The 17209-nt window shown below is 62.7% G+C and carries 15 protein-coding genes and 1 other RNA gene; 10 read left to right on the plus strand and 6 right to left on the minus strand.

Going from position 1 to position 17209, the window contains the following annotated elements:
• Positions 1 to 174: 174 nt before the first annotated feature.
• Together EJ075_RS23135 and EJ075_RS23140 are read right to left on the minus strand one after the other, a co-directional pair.
• Positions 175 to 1350 carry a lytic murein transglycosylase gene (locus EJ075_RS23135; RefSeq protein WP_095483473.1) on the minus strand — a complete coding sequence of 392 codons (1176 nt, stop codon included), beginning with the start codon at positions 1348 to 1350 and terminating at the stop codon, positions 175 to 177.
• Positions 1351 to 1429: 79 nt separating this feature from the next.
• Entirely contained in the window at positions 1430 to 2221 is a 792-nt protein-coding gene (locus EJ075_RS23140; RefSeq protein ID WP_095483313.1) for a GH25 family lysozyme, read from the minus strand.
• A 222-nt stretch (positions 2222 to 2443) separates the two neighbouring features.
• On the opposite strand from EJ075_RS23140, the gene EJ075_RS23145 reads away from it, so the two are divergent.
• Entirely contained in the window at positions 2444 to 3823 is a 1380-nt protein-coding gene (locus EJ075_RS23145) for a serine hydrolase (protein WP_126105873.1), read from the plus strand.
• A gap of 5 nt (positions 3824 to 3828) precedes the next feature.
• On the opposite strand, the gene EJ075_RS23150 is transcribed toward EJ075_RS23145, so the two are convergent.
• The 3 genes from EJ075_RS23150 to EJ075_RS23160 are packed head-to-tail and all read right to left on the minus strand — an operon-like array spanning position 3829 to position 9756.
• Positions 3829 to 4515, minus strand: a complete 687-nt coding sequence (locus tag EJ075_RS23150; RefSeq protein WP_126105874.1) for a class I SAM-dependent methyltransferase — start codon at positions 4513 to 4515, stop codon at positions 3829 to 3831.
• Positions 4512 to 5810, minus strand: a complete 1299-nt coding sequence (locus tag EJ075_RS23155; RefSeq protein ID WP_126105875.1) for a DUF3419 family protein — start codon at positions 5808 to 5810, stop codon at positions 4512 to 4514. The genes EJ075_RS23150 and EJ075_RS23155 overlap by 4 nt, the downstream gene beginning before the upstream one ends.
• Positions 5811 to 5841: 31 nt before the next feature.
• Positions 5842 to 9756: a hydantoinase B/oxoprolinase family protein gene (locus tag EJ075_RS23160; RefSeq protein ID WP_126105876.1), complete on the minus strand. Its 3915-nt coding sequence runs from the start codon at positions 9754 to 9756 to the stop codon at positions 5842 to 5844.
• A gap of 178 nt (positions 9757 to 9934) precedes the next feature.
• On the opposite strand from EJ075_RS23160, the gene EJ075_RS23165 reads away from it, so the two are divergent.
• The 7 genes from EJ075_RS23165 (at position 9935) to EJ075_RS23195 (ending at position 14196) form a co-directional block, all read left to right on the plus strand.
• A complete protein-coding gene (locus tag EJ075_RS23165; protein ID WP_095483317.1) occupies positions 9935 to 10138 on the plus strand; it encodes a hypothetical protein in 204 nt (67 codons plus the stop codon).
• 378 nt (positions 10139 to 10516) lie between these two features.
• Positions 10517 to 11236: a DnaJ family molecular chaperone gene (locus EJ075_RS23170; RefSeq protein WP_095483319.1), complete on the plus strand. Its 720-nt coding sequence runs from the start codon at positions 10517 to 10519 to the stop codon at positions 11234 to 11236.
• Positions 11233 to 12000, plus strand: coding sequence for an N-acetylmuramoyl-L-alanine amidase (locus EJ075_RS23175; protein ID WP_126105877.1), 768 nt, complete (start codon positions 11233 to 11235; stop codon positions 11998 to 12000). The genes EJ075_RS23170 and EJ075_RS23175 overlap by 4 nt, the downstream gene beginning before the upstream one ends.
• A 186-nt stretch (positions 12001 to 12186) precedes the next feature.
• On the plus strand, positions 12187 to 12966 hold the full coding sequence (locus EJ075_RS23180; RefSeq protein WP_126105878.1) for a transglycosylase SLT domain-containing protein: 780 nt from the start codon (positions 12187 to 12189) through the stop codon (positions 12964 to 12966).
• 59 nt (positions 12967 to 13025) lie between these two features.
• Positions 13026 to 13423: RNase P RNA component class A (rnpB, locus tag EJ075_RS23185), an RNA gene on the plus strand.
• Positions 13424 to 13621: 198 nt separating this feature from the next.
• The gene (locus EJ075_RS23190; RefSeq protein WP_126105879.1) at positions 13622 to 13906 is read left to right on the plus strand and encodes a type II toxin-antitoxin system ParD family antitoxin; all 285 of its coding nucleotides are present in this window, start codon (positions 13622 to 13624) and stop codon (positions 13904 to 13906) included.
• Positions 13903 to 14196: a type II toxin-antitoxin system RelE/ParE family toxin gene (locus EJ075_RS23195; RefSeq protein WP_095483323.1), complete on the plus strand. Its 294-nt coding sequence runs from the start codon at positions 13903 to 13905 to the stop codon at positions 14194 to 14196. Before EJ075_RS23190 ends, EJ075_RS23195 begins: the two co-directional genes overlap by 4 nt.
• A gap of 3 nt (positions 14197 to 14199) precedes the next feature.
• Here EJ075_RS23195 and EJ075_RS23200 read toward each other — a convergent pair whose 3' ends face one another.
• Positions 14200 to 15315 (minus strand): cystathionine gamma-lyase, encoded by a 1116-nt coding sequence (locus EJ075_RS23200; protein ID WP_095483324.1) that lies wholly within the window; start codon positions 15313 to 15315, stop codon positions 14200 to 14202.
• A 404-nt stretch (positions 15316 to 15719) separates the two neighbouring features.
• On the opposite strand from EJ075_RS23200, the gene mraZ reads away from it, so the two are divergent.
• On the plus strand, positions 15720 to 16178 hold the full coding sequence (gene mraZ, locus EJ075_RS23205; protein WP_095483325.1) for a division/cell wall cluster transcriptional repressor MraZ: 459 nt from the start codon (positions 15720 to 15722) through the stop codon (positions 16176 to 16178).
• On the plus strand, positions 16175 to 17206 hold the full coding sequence (gene rsmH / locus EJ075_RS23210) for a 16S rRNA (cytosine(1402)-N(4))-methyltransferase RsmH (RefSeq protein WP_095483326.1): 1032 nt from the start codon (positions 16175 to 16177) through the stop codon (positions 17204 to 17206). The genes mraZ and rsmH overlap by 4 nt, the downstream gene beginning before the upstream one ends.
• The last annotated feature ends 3 nt before the right edge of the window (positions 17207 to 17209 follow it).

Genomic DNA, 17209 nt, shown 5'->3' on the forward strand with positions numbered 1-17209 from the left:
AATGGCAGGGTGAGTTCTTCCCTTCTCCCCTTGTGGGAGAAGGTGGCCGAGCGCAGCTCGGTCGGATGAGGGGTGCTGGACGGATCGCGGCGCTGGCGTTTCTTCCAACACCCCTCATCCGTCTCGGCGCTGCGCGCCGATCCACCTTCTCCCACAGGGGAGAAGGAAGAGGAGCTACAGCTTCCCCAAAAGCTCCGGTGTCGGCCAGCCGTCGACCGGTAAGCCTAGCCGCTTCTGCTCCTTGCGGATCGCCTCGCGGGTGTTGGTGCCCAGGATGCCGTCGACCGTGCCCACGTCATAGCCTTTGGCCTCGAGCTTCGTCTGCAAGGCCCTCATCTGGTCGCCGTTGAGGCCGGGTTCGGGATTGCGCGGATCGAATTGCGGCGCGCCCGCCAGCCGCGTGGCGAGATTTGCCGCGGTCAGCGCATAGGTGAAGGATTGGTTCCATTCGAGATAGACGTCGAAATTGTCGTAGACGAGGAAGGCCGGTCCCTTGCGACCCATGGGCAGCGCGAGACCTGCCTTTAGGCCGTTGTCGACAAGCGGCGTGCCATTCGGGTTGGTGACACCCCACTGAGCCCACTGCGTCAGCGGCAGCTTGTTGGTGCGGCCGGTCTGGTCCCATGGCATGTCGTCTGGCACGCGGACTTCCTCGATCCAGGGCTGGTCGCGTTTCCAGCCGCGCGACATGATCTTGTTGGCCGTGGTCATGATCACGTCCGGCGCGCTGCTGCGCAGGTCGACCAGACCGTCGCCGTCGCCATCGACGCCGCGGCCGAGATAGTCGGACGGCAGCATCTGCGTCTGGCCGATTTCGCCCGCCCAAGCGCCGGTGACATCGGCCGGCACGACGCCGCGATCGATGAGGGTCAGCAGCGGCGTGATCTGCGGCCGGAAGAGTTGCGGGCGGCGGCAGTCATGCGAGAGCGTGACCAGTGCGTTCAGCGTGTGGAAATCGCCCTGCACAGCGCCGAAATCGGTTTCTAGCGCCCAGAAAGCGGCGATGATCGGTGGCTGGACGCCAAATTCCCGGTCGGCGCGGGCAAAAACATCCGCGTATTTCTTCAGATTGGCCGCGCCCTGCTTCAGCCTATGGGACGAGATCATACGGTTCGAGAACTCAACGAAGGTCTGGGTAAAGACGCCTTGGGAGCGGTCGCGTGCTAGCACCTTTTCATCGGCGGTGGCGTTTTCCAGCGCCTCAAGGCCGGCAGTGCCGACGCCGGCGCTCTTGGCCTCAGCCGCCACGCCCTGCTTCCACGCCTCGAAATCGCCGCCGCATTGCTGTGCCACCGCTGGCGCCGTGGCGGCCAGAAGCAGCGCCGCGAGAATTTCCAAGCGCAATCGCATCGCCATCCTTCCAAGAAGATTACCGGCGGTTGCAGGCGTCTTCACTGGCTGTGTCGAAAAGCAGGCGGCAGGCCCGGTGTCAACGGGTGTTCTGCCGCAGCCACTTGTTCCAGGCTGCTTCCGAGCCGTTGAAGACATTGATGTCGGCATTGCCCCTCATGCCCGGCACAACGCCGGTTCCGGTGTACTGCCAGAAAGTGAAGGGGTGGCTACCGTATTTCTCGCGCGGGTGCCCGGCCACCGAGCGCAGCCAATAGGGGTAGCCGCGGAAAGCCGACAGGCCGTTGTCGTCGAAGAAATCGATCGAGGTGTAGATGATCGGCTTCTTGCCATAGTGTCTTTCGACGATTTCGAGGAATATGCTCATCTCGCTACGCACCGTGGCCGCATCGGGCCGCAGCCTGCAAGTCGGCGACTTGGCGTTCCATTCCATGTCGAGAACCGGCGGCATCGCCGAGCGGTCTTTGGGCACGTTCTTGATGAACCAGCGCGCCTGCGTGGCGGCCGGCGTGCAAAAATAGTAGAAATGATAGGCCGCGCGCGGAATTCCCGAGGCTTTCGTGCGGCTCCAATGCTCGTCGAAATATTCGTCGAAGCGATCGCCGCCTTCAGTCGCCTTGATGAAAACGAAGGAAATGCCGCTGGCCCTGGCCGCCGGCCAATCGACCGAGGTCTGGTATTTGGAGACGTCGGTGCCGTGAACGGCATAGCTCCACGGCGCGCCGCTTTCCCACTCATGCGGGTCGGAGTCGTCAAAACGGGGTGCACGCACCGCAACGGTCGGGGCGCTCGGCAGCGACGGGGCAAGATCGTCGACCGTCGAGCAGGCACCCAGCAACGTCAGCATGATGAAAGCCGCGAAACGGCGCATCGCTACTCCTGAACCGGTTTCAGCCGGCCGCTGATGGGTTGTTGCTGCAGGTGGCCCCCTCGACCGTACCCCCAAAGCGATCACCCCACAGGACCGCTCCTATCCCTGGTCATCGCCGATCATGGTTGATATTCCGTTCACGGCGCTCGACAGGAGCCGCGATTTTGCCGAAGCAATGGCGGCAAATCAATGACATAGATGAGCGTCCGGGGGAGTCGGAAAATGCGGACTGTTCTAAGGCTGGTGAAATGGCTGGTCGGGCTGGTCGTGCTGGCGGTCGCAGCACTCGCCGCCTGGCTGTATTTGGCGCCGCCGGAACTGATCCGCGTCGGCTCGGGTTATTCGGCCAAGATCGTCTGCTCGAATGTCTTTATCGCCGGACGCGATGCCAATGAGGTGCTCGCCGTCGACGTGCAGGCGCCAGGCCATCCATTGCTGAGGCTGATGAGGATCTCTGTCGACAAGAAGCAGGGCACGGTTTCGGCGGGGCTGTTTGGCGTGTTCGGCAAGAGCGTCGCGGTCGTTCGTGACGGGCTCGGCTGCACGTCGGTTCCGGACGGCAATGTCACCGCTGCCAAGGCGGTCATCGGGGCGGCGCTGACGCCGGCACCGCCGCTCGACGCGCTCTGGCCCGACGGCGACAAGGCCGACGTCTCGCAGAACCCCGAAATCGAGCAAATCCTTGACGATCCCGCAATGACCGGCCCCGGTATGCGGGCGGTGGTGGTGGTCAAGAACGGCCGCATCGTCGCCGAGCGCTATGGCGACGGCTTTACTGAAAAGACGCCGCTGCTCGGCTGGTCGATGACCAAGACGGTGAACGCCGCGATCGTCGGCACCCTGGTGAAAGACGGCAAGATGGCGATGACGAACCAGGGGCTGTTCGGACCCTGGAAAACGGACGGCCGCGCTGCCATCAGCCTCGCCGACATGATGGCGATGTCGAGCGGGCTGGAGTTCAACGAGGAGTATGGCGACGTCGCCGACGTGACGCGGATGCTTTATCTCGAGCCTGATATGGCCGGCTTTGCCGGATCCAAGCCACTGACCGGCGAAGTGGGCAAAATGTTCTCCTATTCGAGCGGCACGGCGGTGATGCTGTCCAGGCTGTGGCAGGACGCGATCGGCGACAAGAACAAGGCGCTGGCGTGGCCGAGGGTTGCGCTGTTCGACCCGCTCGGCATGCAGAGTGCGGTGCTGGAGGCCGATGAGCACGGCACCTTCGTCGGCTCGTCACATCTCTACGCCACCGCGCGAGACTGGGCGCGCTTTGGCCAGTTCCTGCTGCAGGATGGTGTCTGGAACGGCAAGGAGATCCTGCCTGCGGGTTTCGTCAACTGGATGCGGGAAGCTGCACCGGCCTCGAAAGTCTACGGCAGAGGCCAGTTGTGGATCGAGGGGCCGGGCGACGAGGAGAGCCCCGGCGCCGGCATCGCTGCGGGCCTGCCAAGGGATACCTATTGGATGGAAGGCCATGACGGACAGACCGTCGCCATCATCCCCTCCGAGCAGCTGGTGGTGGTGCGGCTCGGCCTGACGCCCGCCAAGCTCGGCTATCGGCCGCAGACGATGCTGGCAGCGCTGGTGAAGGCGCTGCAATAGAAAAGCTATCTGCGCGATCCGACCACAGCGAGCCACGCATAGCCGCGATACAGTGTTCTGAACCGAAGGCTTGCGCCGATCCGCTCGGATTCCGATTCCAGGACATCGCGCAGGGATTCACGCGGCTCGACATGGAATTTTCTCAGCCAGCCGCGCAGCAGTGTGCGGAACCAGCCGGGCAGGGCCTCCTGCTGGCCGAAATCGACGACGTGCAGCGAGCCGCCAGCCGACAGGGCTGCAAGTGCCGCGGAAATTGTCTTCTCCCAACCGGGGATCATCGATAGCGAATATGAGACAAAAATGCGGTCGAAACTTTCGACAGAAAACAGTGCTTTCGCGTCGAAATCCGTCGCGTCGCCGCGTGCCAGCTTGACGCGGCCGGACAGGCCTTCGCGGGCAATGGCAGCCATGGCCGTTTCCAACATTTCGGCCGAAATATCGAGACCGAAGAAGCGGGCGTCGGGATAGCGGCGGGCGGCGAGGACTATGTTGCGGCCGGTGCCGCAGCCGAGTTCGAGCACCGTGCCGCCGGCAGGCACATCCAGCCCTGATATCAGCCGGTCGCGGCCGAGCAGGTAATATTTGCGGGTCAGGTCGTAGATATGGCGCTGCCAGCGGTAGACGCCGTCCATCAGTTCGGCATGCCTGGCCGGCGGTTCGCCGTGCCTGGCCGGCAGTTCGGTCGTGCTCATGCGGACAGCTTCACATAAAGGTGGAAACCGCCATAGATGGCCGAACGGTCGCGGGCCGAGAATTCGCGCGAGGCTTCGTCCGCATAGCTCCATTGGTCGAGCAGCGAATTCGAGACACGGCCGGGCAGCAGGCTGGGTTCGGCCGCGGTGCGGAAGATGACGCGGGCATCAGTCGACGCGGTGCGGGTGATCTCGGCCCATAGCGCGTTGAGCTGGTCGTCGGTCATCCAGTCCTGCGCGTCGAGCAGGACGAAGCGGTCGACGGAACCGGCATCCTTGCCGGCGAGGAATTCGATCAGATTGGCATGGTGGATGGCGACGCGGTCGACATTGTTGCGGATCGTCTTGTAGTTGCGCTTTTCGAGATAGGCGGGCAGCGCCGCCTCGCCAGGATTGGGATAGCGGCGGGCAAAAGCCTGCCAGGCGAAATAGTTGTTCTCTAGCGGAAAATCGCAAGCGAGCTTTTCGAGCCGGGCCTTCAGCACGCTGGCCATGGTGCCGTCGCCCGAGGTGATCAGCGAATCGTACTGCGCCGGCGGAATGCCGAGCCCGAACAGCGAGGCCTTTCGCGAGGTGGCCCATTTCAGCAGCGGCTTTTCGAAGACCGGCGCCAACTCCTCATTGAAGAAGCGGCGCTGATCGGCGAGGCTTTTGGCTTCCATGATGCCGGCCGGGTCGACCCCGAAGAACTTGGCAGTGCGGTGGCCCATGGCGATGAACAGGCCGAGCAGGCCGGTCTGGTAGAAATTGCGGTCGAAGACGGCGATGCGGCGACGCCGGCGCCAGTTGCGATGTTCCCAATAGTGGCGGCTGACCGGATCGAGATGCGGCGCGATGAAGCGGTCGTAGGCTTGCGAATTGTGACGGGTCTCGGCAGCGCCGAAGAAACGGAACAGGTCGCCCTGCGAGGGCAGATGACGCACCGCCTCGAGCTTCATGCGGTTCAGCGCGATGTGGGCGGTGTTGAGATCGACGGCGTCGATCCTCTCCGGCGACCGGGTGAGATAGGCAAGGATGTTACAGCCGCCCGAGGCGATGGTGACGATACGGTGGCCCTGATCAAGCTGCATCGCGTCCATGTCGACATCGGGGTCTTCCCAGATCTGCGGATAGACGAGGCCGGAAAACAAAAAGGCGAAGAGCCGTTCGGAAACACCGGCCTTCGACAGCGGGCGGTTCTGGTAGACGGCCTTGCCAACTTCCTTGCCGCGGCGAAAAACCAGTTCTCCGGAAAGATCCGTCATGACAAGGCGATTCCCCATTTGCTCTGGCGCAAGCGGGTAGCGCAGCGTCATGACAGGCCGGTGACAACCTGTTGAAGCTAACTCAGGCCTCGCCAAACCCACCTGGCGTCGGTGTCGTGAGGATGACGGCGTCGCCGGCCTCCAGCACCGTCTGGTCGCAAGCCTTTAGGACTTCGACGCGGCCATCCTTGCGGCGGACCTTGGTCGAGCCGGCCTCGCCATCGCCGCCGCCGTCCAGGCCTTGCGGCGGGCGGTTGCGGTGCGAGGACAGGATGGCGCACTCCATCTTTTCAAGGAAGCGGATGGTGCGCTTGGTGCCGTCGCCGGCACTCCATTTGCCTTTGCCGCCGGAGCCTTCGCGGATGTGGAAATCCTCGAGCAAGACGGGAAAACGCAATTCCAGCACTTCCGGGTCGGTCAAGCGCGAATTGGTCATGTGGGTGTGGACGCCGGAGGTGCCGGCAAAGCCGCGGCCGTTGTTCATCCGGCCTGCCGGCGAGCCGGAGCAGATCGTCTCGTAATACTGGTACTGCTTGTTGCCGAAGGTGAGGTTGTTCATCGTGCCTTGCGCGTTGGCCATCGCGCCCATGGCGCCGAGCAGCGCATTGGTGACATGTTGGGAGGTCTCGACATTGCCGGCGACGACGGCAGCCGGATAGGCGGGCTTCAGCATCGAGCCATCGGGGATAACGATGTTGATGGGTCGCAGACACCCGGCATTCATCGGGATCATGTCCTCGACCATGACGCGGAAGACATAGAGCACGGCTGCGCGGGCGACCGGCTCGGGAGCGTTGAAATTGTTCTTCATGACCGGCGACGTGCCGGTGAAGTCGACGGTCGCCTCGCGCTTTTTCCGGTCGACCGAGATCTTCACCTTGATCACCTGGCCGGTGTCGGTCGGATACTCGTATACGGAACTGTCGGGCAGCCGCTCCAGCACGCGGCGCACGCTTTCGGCTGCGTTGTCCTGGACATGACCCATATAGGCCTCGACGACATCGAGACCGAAATGCGCGACCATCTTGCGCAGCTCGGCAACGCCCTTTTCGTTGGCGGCAATCTGCGCCTTGAGGTCGGCGATGTTCTGGTGCGGATTGCGCGCGGGGTAGGGGTGGTCGGTGAGCAGCGTCTCCAGTTCCTTCTCGCGGAACCGGCCGCGGTCGACGATGCGGAAATTGTCGAACAGCACGCCTTCCTCGTCGACGGTGGTGGCAAGCGGCGTCATCGAGCCGGGCGCCGTGCCGCCGATGTCGGCATGATGGCCGCGCGAGGCGACGTAGAAGAGGATCTTTGGCGATTGGCCGATCTCCCCCCTTGAGGGGGAGATGCCCGGCAGGGCAGAGGGGGGCGTGACAGAATGAGAGGTTGGCGGGACAGCGCCCCCCTCTGTCGGCTTCGCCGACATCTCCCCCTCAAGGGGGGAGATTGGGCGCGCTTCCTCGAACACCGGCGTCACCACCGTAATGTCAGGCAGATGCGTGCCGCCATTGTAGGGCGCGTTGAGGGCAAAGACGTCGCCGGGGTGAATGTCGCCGGAGTTGAGCCGGATGATGGTTTCCACCGAACGGTCCATGGAGCCGAGATGCACCGGCATGTGCGGCGCGTTGGCGACCAGCGCGCCATGACGGTCGAAGACGGCGCAGGAAAAATCCAGCCGTTCCTTGATGTTGACGGAATACGCGGTGTTTTGCAGCGTCACGCCCATTTGTTCGGCGATCGACATGAACAGGTTGTTGAACACCTCCAGCATGACCGGATCGGCCTCAGTGCCGAGCGCCGCCTGCCGGCGCTTTTTCTCGATGCGGCGCAAGAGCACATGGTTCTTGGCGGTGATCTCGGCCTGCCAGCCCGGCTCGACGACGATGGTCTGGTTAGGCTCGATGATCAAAGCAGGGCCGGCAACCTTGTTGCCCGGTTTCAATGTCTCGCGAGGAAAGATACTGGCGTCGCGCCAGGCGCTGTCGGCGAAGATCTTCCTATTCTCCGCAGGGTTTGCGGCGATGTCCTCAAGGGCTGAATCACTTTCCTCGCGGCCGGTGCCGCCGGTGTCGATGCCTTCGACGCCGACCGATTCCACGATCATCGGCTTGTCGTCATAGACGAAACCGAACTGCGCCTTGTGGACCGTTTCGAAATCGCCCTTGGCCCGTTCAATCGAGCCGTGCTCGAAATTCACCGGCAACGCGGTGTCGGTGCCGTCGTAGCGGATCTGCAGCACCGGTTTCGAGGCGACAGCGTCCTCGGCTATGCCTTGTGTGGCAAGCTCGTCGATGACGGCTTTTTGTAATGTCGCGATGAGGTCGTCGATCGCCGGCCGGGAGTCTTCCGCCAGCGGTTTCAGCAGCGCCTGCTGGCGCGACGAAAAAATCGAGGACAATCCAATGCCGTATGCCGAAAGCAGGCCGGAGAAAGGATGGATCAGCACCGCTTCCATGCCGAGTGCGTCGGCAACGAGGCAGGCGTGTTGGCCGCCGGCGCCACCGAAACAGTTCAGGAGATATTCGGTGACATCATAGCCGCGCTGCACGGAAATCTTCTTGATTGCGTTGGCCATGTTTTCGACGGCGATGGTGACGAACCCTTCGGCGACCGCCTCCGGCGTCCGCCCGTCGCCGATTTCGGCGGCGAGCGCTGCGAATTTCTCGCGCACGGTCTGCACGTCGAGCGGCTCGTTCTGGCCGGGTCCGAAAATGGCCGGAAAGAAGTCGGGTTGCAGCTTGCCCAACATGACATTGGCGTCGGTGACGGCCAGCGGGCCGCCGCGCCGATACGCGGCCGGGCCGGGATTGGCGCCGGCCGAATCCGGCCCGGCGCGGAAGCGGCCGGCCTCGTAATGCAGGATCGAGCCGCCGCCGGCGGCCACAGTGTGGATGCGCATCATCGGCGCGCGGATGCGCACGCCGGCAACCTCGGTGTCGAAGGCGCGCTCATAGTCGCCGTCATAATGGGCGACGTCGGTCGAGGTGCCGCCCATGTCGAAGCCGATGACCCTGTCGAAACCGGCGAGTTTTGCCGTCTCGACCATGCCGACGACGCCGCCGGCCGGGCCGGACAACAGCGCGTCCTTTCCCTGGAACATATCGGCAGCCGTGAGACCACCGGAGGACATCATGAACATGAGGCGGGGGGAATGGCCGATCTCCCCCCTCGTGGGGGAGATGCCCGGCAGGGCAGAGGGGGGCGCCGTAGGGTGCTTTGTGTCATGATTGACGTCACTGGGATGCTGAGATGCTGGCGGGACAGCGCCCCCCTCTGTCGGCTTCGCCGACATCTCCCCCACAAGGGGGGAGATTGGCGCCGCGCCCAGTTCTCCCGCCACCCTTTGCACATAGCGCGACAGAATCGGCGACAGATAGGCGTCGACGACCGTGGTGTCGCCGCGGCCGACCAGCTTGATCAGCGGCGAGACCTCATGGCTCACGGAGATCTGCGAAAACCCCAGTTTCCTGCAGACTTTTGCAACCGCCTTTTCGTGGCCGGGATATTTCCAGGCATGCATGAAGACGATCGCCACGGCGTCGATGCCGTCCGCCCTGGCTTGCTCGATGGCCGGCCGGCAGGCGGCAATGTCGAGCAGACGTTCGACATTCCCGTCGGCGCGCACGCGCTCGTCGACCTCGATGACGCGTTCGTAGAGCTGTTCGGGAAGAATGATTTCCTTGGCGAAGATGTCGGGCCGCGCCTGATAGGCGATCCTCAGCGCGTCACGGAATCCCCTGGTGATGAGCAGCAGCACACGGTCGCCCTTGCGCTCCAGAAGCGCGTTGGTGGCAACGGTGGTGCCCATCTTGATGTCGCCGATCAGGCCGGATGGGATCGGAGCGCCGGATTTTAATCCGAGCAGTTCGCGAATGCCCTGGATGGCGGCGTCGGCATAGGCTTCAGGATTCTCGGACAACAGCTTGCGTGGTTGCAGCCTGCCTTCCGGGTCATGGCCGATGACATCGGTGAAGGTGCCGCCGCGGTCGATCCAGAAATCCCATTTGACGGTCACGGCAGCTCTCCCCGGCATTTTATTGATTCAATGTGTTAATTCGCAGTAGCCCGACCGGCAACGGCAAAAGCAGATGATGTTACATACGGAAATGCAACGTTACGAAACTCATAGGCGCCTGATGCATTCTGTCCTCGATCGTCACCGTTAGCGGGGGCGTGATTAGAGGAGAGATACCATGAAGAAACTCATTCTTGCGTCGTTTTCGGCGCTTGCCCTGCTTGGCGTTGCGGCTTGCAGCGACAGCGGCACGGGCGGGGACGCCACAACCACGCAGAGCACCAATCCGCCGGCGGCCGAACAGCCGATGCAACCGGCTCCTGACGCCACGAAGCCGGCTGAGCCGGCTCCGGCAGAGCCTGCTCCTGCGCCGGCGCAGTAGTTTATCTGACTGAGGACCGGGAAGGCCGGTATGATGCCGGCCTTCCCCGCATCTGTTTCAAGACACGCGCGCCTTGCGGCGATGGCCATCACCGCAAGCGTGGTGGTTTTGTCTGTCACTTTTTCGCCCCAGCAGACGACCCTATCAGCCGGCATTTCCCGCGCCCGTTTCCCCGAGACGACATAGCCGAAGCTCGCCGCCATGGCGGTAACGAACAGCAAGATGTCGCAAAGGCCTGCGGTTTTGCGCGCTATGCCGGTGCATTCCATGATCGACGGTTAGCGCCAGCTGCTTCAGGCATCCCGCGAAATCGGTTAGCCGGCCCTGCGGCATTGTCTTCGCTTGATAGCGGTGCCCGGTTAGCCCTAATAGGTGCTCATGTCGATTTGGGATCGCCTCGGCGACTTCATCACGCGCGTTTCGTCCTCAACCTCGTCGGGTGTCGCCGACGTGGTCGAAGCCGTGCGCACGGTTTTCTCCGGCGATCCGGATCTGCGCCGGCGCGTCGCCTTCTCGGTGGCGATGATCGCGCTGTCGGCCAAGATGGCCAAGGCCGACGGCATCGTAACGCAGGACGAGGTGCGCGCCTTCCAGCAAATATTCGAGGTGCCGAAGGAGCAGACGCGCAATGTGGCGCGGCTCTACGATCTGGCCAAGCGCGACATCGCCGGCTTCGAGACCTATGCCGCGCGCATGGCGCAGCTTTGCGGCTCCGGCCATTCGAACTGCGCGATGCTGGAGGACATTCTCGACGGGCTGTTCCACATCGCCAAGGCTGACGGGCTGGTTCATGAGCGCGAAGGCCAGTTCCTGCATCGTATCGCCGAGATCTTCCGGATCGAGGAGGCGCATTACCAGAGCATTCTGGCTCGGCACGTCGACCTGGGTGCGGCCGATCCCTATGTCGTGCTTGGCATCGAGCGGGGAAAACCGTTCGAGGAGGTCCGAAAACGTTATCGCAAGCTGGTTTCGGACAACCATCCCGACCGGCTGATCGCACGCGGCCTGCCGCAGGAGTTCATCAAGATCGCAACGAGCAGGATAGCGGCGATCAACGCGGCCTATGAGATGATCGAACGAGGCCTGCGGCACGCATGAGCGGCTTCCTGCCCGACGAGCCGAGCGCCGAGGTAAGGGTATCGCCGAATTTCGGTCCACGACGCGAGACGGCCAAGCCCGATATGGTCGTGCTGCACTACACCGGTATGAACACCGGCGCGGGCGCCGAAGCCTGGCTGTGCAATCCGGCGAGCGAGGTTTCATCGCACTATCTCGTCCATGAGGATGGCCGCATCGTCCAGATGGTCAGGGAAAGCGACCGTGCCTGGCATGCCGGTAAGAGTTCGTGGTTCGGACGCAGCGACATCAACTCCTGTTCGGTCGGCATCGAGATCGTCAATCCCGGGCATTCGCTGGGCTATCGGAATTTTCCGAAACGGCAGATCGATGCCGTCATCGGTTTATGCAAGGGAATTGTTCAGCGCCATTCGATTCCAGCTCAACGGGTGCTCGCCCATTCCGACGTCGCGCCGGGACGCAAGATCGATCCGGGCGAGAAATTCCCCTGGAAGGCCCTGTCCGAAGCCGGTGTCGGCCACCTCGTCGAAGCGGCACCCGTCAGGCATGGCGCGGTGCTGAAAGTCGGCGACACGGATGCCGAGGTCGAGGCGTTGCAGTCGATGCTGGCGCTCTATGGTTATGGCTTGGAGATATCAGGTGCTTTCGACCGGCAGACCGAAATCGTCGTCGAGGCTTTCCAGCGGCATTTCCGGCAACGCAAAGTGGATGGCGTGGCCGACGGATCGACAATCCGCACGCTGGAAAGACTGCTTGCTTCCGTAAGGGCAGCTCCGACCAGGTAGTCTTTATCTTAGTCGTTAAATTACAATCTGTCACTTAAAGTGACTTGCCTCGCCTTCTTTGCCGCTAATTCGACCGTCAAAGGCGGTCCGTGCAAGTTGTCGGACCTACAGCCCCCCATATGTTCCGATGTTGATTTAGCGTACCTGCGTGAAGTTCTTCGCGCGGTTCAGACAGAACAGGATCCCATGCAGAAATTGACCGTTTTAACGGCAGCTGTTGCTGCCGGCGTAATGACTTTTGCCATCGGTGCGGCCAATGGCGCGCCACTGAGCCAGCGAGCCGACCAGGGTTTCATTACCGCGTCCGACAAAATCGCCACGCCGAAAGCCGGCCAAGTTGCGAAGGAAAAAAGGACGGTCTCCGCAAAGGCGGTAAAAGCTGCTGCGGTAAGTGTGAAAAAACCAGCATCCGCAAAGGCGGAAAAAGCTGGGGTAAAAGTGAAAAAGCCAACCTCTGCAAAAAAGGCAGTCTCCAAGCGGCATGTGAAGCGCAACAGGACCCGCATCGACCAGGCGACGACGGCGTCGATCGGCCGGAAAAGTCGGGCGACGGCGCCGAAGGCGGCGGCCGCTGGCGGCAATGACCAGTATTCTACGATCATCGAGCGTCATGCCGCCAGCAACGGTGTGCCGGTCTCGCTCGCCAAGGCCGTCATCATGATCGAGAGCAGCTTTCAGCCGAACCAGGTCGGCAGCGCCGGTGAGATCGGCCTGATGCAGATCAAGCCGTCGACGGCGCGGATGATGGGTTACAGCGGCTCGATCAAGGATCTCTACGATCCCGAGACCAACATCAAATACGGCATGAAATATCTCGCCATGGCGCGGAACCTCGGCGGCGGCACGACCTGCGGCACGATCCTGAAGTACAATGCCGGGCATGGCGCCAAGCGGATGAACCCGATGTCCGCGGCCTATTGCGGCAAGGTCAAGGTGCAGTTGGCCGCGCTTGGGGCGCCGGCGTAATAAGTCACAACCTGCTTTTTTGTTTGCGTTTTCGGACGTGAACCCCTTTATACGCCTTGCCAGCTGGCCGGGCGGCCGCACCCGCGAAGCCGAAAGGCTGCGGGTGAGGAAAGTCCGGGCTCCATGGAGACACGGTGCCGGTTAATGGCCGGCGGGGGCGACCCTAGGGAAAGTGCCACAGAAAGCAAACCGCCACGATCCGTCGTGGTAAGGGTGAAAGGGTGGGGTAAGAGCCCACCGCGCGACTGGCAACAGGAGCGGCACGGTAAACCCCACCGGGAGCAAGACCGAATAGGGGCGGTGCGAGGGGAAACCCTCGAGGGCTGTTTCCGGCTCACCGTCCGGGTAGGTTGCGTGAGGCGCATGGCAACATGCGCCCAAGATGAATGGCCGCCACGTTCTCGTCCCGCAAGGGGCGAGGGCCATACAGAACCCGGCTTACAGGCCAGCTGGCAATTTCTTCTAGATTCTACACTTTCTTCCAGATTCTACTGGGAAATTCCCTGATATCAGCAGGTTGCGCCTTTGGGCGCGCCTGCTGGTTCAGGCGCTTCATTGACTGAATCAGCTTGCGGGGCTGTGCAAGGAACAAGCGTTTCTTGAAGTTGGTGCGATTAAATCGTACCATATATACGGGCAATATCAGGAGCGCATCATGGGTCAGGTCGATAAACGCAGCATCACGCTTTCGCCGGAACTGGCGGCGGCGGTCGACGACGTGGTCGCCGCCGGCGAGTACGCTTCGGCGAGCGAGGTGATCCGTGACGCGCTCAGGCAATGGAAGGACCGGCGCGCCTTGCACGGCTATACTGTCGAGGAGTTGCGCAAGCTGGTGCAGGAAGGGATCGACAGCGGACCGGCGCTGGACGGGCCGCCAATCATGGAACGATTGCGCGCCAAATATCTGAAAATAGCCGAGGCCAAGGGCCTTGAGGAGTGAAATACCGCCTGCTTCCTCAGGCATTGATCGACCTCGAACTTATCGGCGACTACATTGCCGAACACAATCCTAATGCGGCGGTCCGCCTCGTGGACACCTTGGAGAGGCGTTGGGATTTGCTGACCCTGCATCCTTTCTCAGGCGCGCCGCGCGAAGACATTGCGCCCGGCATTCGCCATCTAGTCGTCGGCGAATATCTCACCTTGTACCGTGTCGGCGAGGATTCAGTCGAAATCCTGCGCGTGCTGCATGGCCGGCGCAATATCGAGGCCGACGACGTCGGCTCGTGATCTTCAGCCGCTGATGCCGTCCAACGACGCCTCGATCGCCTGCCAAAGCTCTTCCACCGGTTCGCAGCCGACCGACAGGCGAACGAAGCCGGGCGGAACAGCGTCTCCTCTTTTCGCTCGCCGTTCCGCCGAAGTGTGCACGCCTCCGAACGACGTCGCCGCCTGCATCAATGCGCAGTTGTTGATGAAATCCTCGGCCTTGTCCTCCGAGGCGAGCACGAATGAGATGAGAAAGCCGAAGCGCTCCATCTGGGCGTGGCCAAGATTGTGCGACGGATCGCTTTTAAGCCCCGGGAAGCGCAAGCCGCTGATCGCAGGATGGTCCTTCAGCCGCCGCGCCAGCACTTCCGCGGAAGAGCACATGCGGTCGAAACGCACGTCGAGCGTTTCCAGGCCGCGATGCACCAGCCATGCCTCGAACGGCCCGGGAATGGCGCCTGATGTTTCGCGCCAGTCAGTGACGGCAGCAATGATATCCGCATTGCGGCTGGCGACATGGCCGAACAGCACGTCGGAATGGCCATTGGGTGCCTTGGTGTCGGCGGCAACAACGATGTCGGCGCCGAGATCGAGCGGTCGTTGGCCGAAGGGCGTCATCGTCGTGTTGTCGACCACCAGGATCGCGCCCGCTTTGTGCGCCGCTTCGGCGACAGCCGTAATGTCGCAGATATCCAGTCCCGGGTTGGCGGGAGTTTCGACGAAGGCCAGTCGATATCCATCGAAGCCGCCGTCGAGGAAGGTCGATGTCGGCCGGACATCGTAGGCGACGCCGAAAGATTTCAGGAAGCGCTCCGCCAGCGCTCTGGTGGTGTGATAGCCGTCCGACGGCAGCAGGATACGGTCGCCGGATTTGAGCAACCCAAAAAACACCGCCGAGATTGCAGCCATTCCCGAGGGGAAGGCAACACACGGCGCGTCTTCCAGATGCGCCAGCATGTGTTCGACCGCGTCCCAGGTCGGATTGCTGAAGCGGCCATATTGATCGAAGCCGGTGGCGTCGCCGGGCGCGTGGAAAATGGCCGCCATAGTCAGGGGCAAAGGGATTGGGGCGCCCTTGGCAAGCCTGCCGCGACGCAGATGGGGAAGTGCGGCCGCGCGGAACTTGGCTGTTTCGGACATGGATTTCAACCTTGTTTCTGACCGGGAAAGGACGGGCCGACGCTATGCGTGGCAGCGACCCGCGGCAAGCCGACTCCGGTTAGGTCAAGCAGCTCTAAACGCTTCGTTAGGCTTAATGGAGCATAAAGACGGGAGTGCCGTCAAAGCTGCTCTCATCGGTTGTGACGCGCGCGTTTGTGAAGCCTATTCCCGTTGACGCCCATAACGCCCCATGATATCCCATTTCGATATTCAAACTTTCGTTCCGCGTCAGGGTGAAGCGTACGCCAATCGGGCAGCCGCGGCGGCTGCGCGTTTGCCTGTCTTCGCCCGGAACGAAGTGAGTTTTGGGCAGGGACCGCGCCGCGCCGGCGCGGAGGGCAAGATGCAGAGGGGTGCGGCGGCGCAAGCGGCCGTAACGCGTAATGGACCGGTTTCTGTCAAGCGCGGTGAACAGGATCGATGCGAAGGGGCGGGTGTCCGTTCCAGCGCATTTCCGTGCGGTTGTGCAGAAACGCGGCTATTCGGAACTCTATGCGCTGCGCTGCCTGGACCGTCCGGCGATGGATGTCGGCGGGCTCGACCTGCTCGACCGCTACGAGCAGCGCATCGCGCAGGAAGACCCCTTCCTGCAGACGGCGGACGACATGTCGTTCTTCTGCCATGGCGATGGAACCTTTCTCAAGCTGGATCAGGACGGCCGCATCTCGATGACCGATTTCATCCGCGAGCACACGGGCATTTCCGCGGAAGCGGCGTTTGTCGGTCGCGGCAATTTCTTTCAGATCTGGGAGCCTGGACGGCTCACCGCCTATGGGACGGAAGCACGCGCCCGGCTTTTGCAGCTTCGGCAGGGGACGAAGCCTGGGGAGCGACCGGAATGATGGCGGGCTACGGCGACGACCCTCACGCTGCTGGCGGACCGGCTCGTCACATTCCGGTCCTCCTTGCCGAGGTGCTGAAGGCGCTTTCGCCTGCAGCGGGCGAGGTGATCGTCGACGGCACATTCGGCGCCGGCGGCTACACCAAAGCAATTCTTGCGAGCGGCGCCTCGGTCGTCGCCATAGACCGCGATCCGGATGCGATCGCTGCGGGTCGTGTCCTCGAACAACAATCGGGCGGCAAGCTCAGACTGGTTCAGGCGCCGTTCTCGACATTGGACGAGCATCTGGAAAGCGCTGACGGCGTCGTGCTCGACATCGGCATCTCCTCGATGCAGATCGACCAGGCGGAGCGCGGTTTTTCGTTCCGCGCCGACGGACCGCTCGACATGCGCATGGCGCAGGCTGGCCTGAGCGCCGCCGATGTCGTCAACAGCTTCAAGGTGGGCGACCTTGCCCGCATCTTCGGGTTTCTTGGCGAAGAGCGCCATGCCGGCCGCATCGCCCGGATGATCGAAAACCGTCGCGAAAAACATCCGTTCGAGCGCACGCTCGACCTTGCCGACGCGATCGAGACGCATATCGGCCGCGCGCCGAAGGACAAGATCCATCCAGCAACCCGCGTCTTCCAGGCGCTACGCATTTTCGTCAATGACGAACTCGGCGAACTGGCCAAGGCGCTGTTTGCGGCTGAACGCGTGCTGAAACCGGGCGGACGGCTGGCCGTGGTGACGTTCCACTCCCTGGAAGACCGCATCGTCAAGCGTTTCATCGCCGATCGCGCTGATGCGGCGACCGGATCGCGGCACCTGCCCGAGGCGCAAGCGCGCACCGCCACCTTCAAAAAGGTGGGTAGCGGCGTGACGCCGGATGAGGCCGAGATATCAGCCAATCCGCGCGCGCGCTCGGCTAGGCTGCGCGCTGCTGCCCGCACCGACGCACCGGCGCGCGCCGGCGACGTTTCGATTTTCGGGCTTCCAAAACTTCCTGACCCAAAACTTCCCGGTGCCGACCGGCCGGGAGAGAGGTGAGCA

Origin of the sequence: Mesorhizobium sp. M6A.T.Cr.TU.016.01.1.1 (assembly GCF_003952585.1) — a bacterium.
Classification (GTDB): domain Bacteria; phylum Pseudomonadota; class Alphaproteobacteria; order Rhizobiales; family Rhizobiaceae; genus Mesorhizobium; species Mesorhizobium mediterraneum.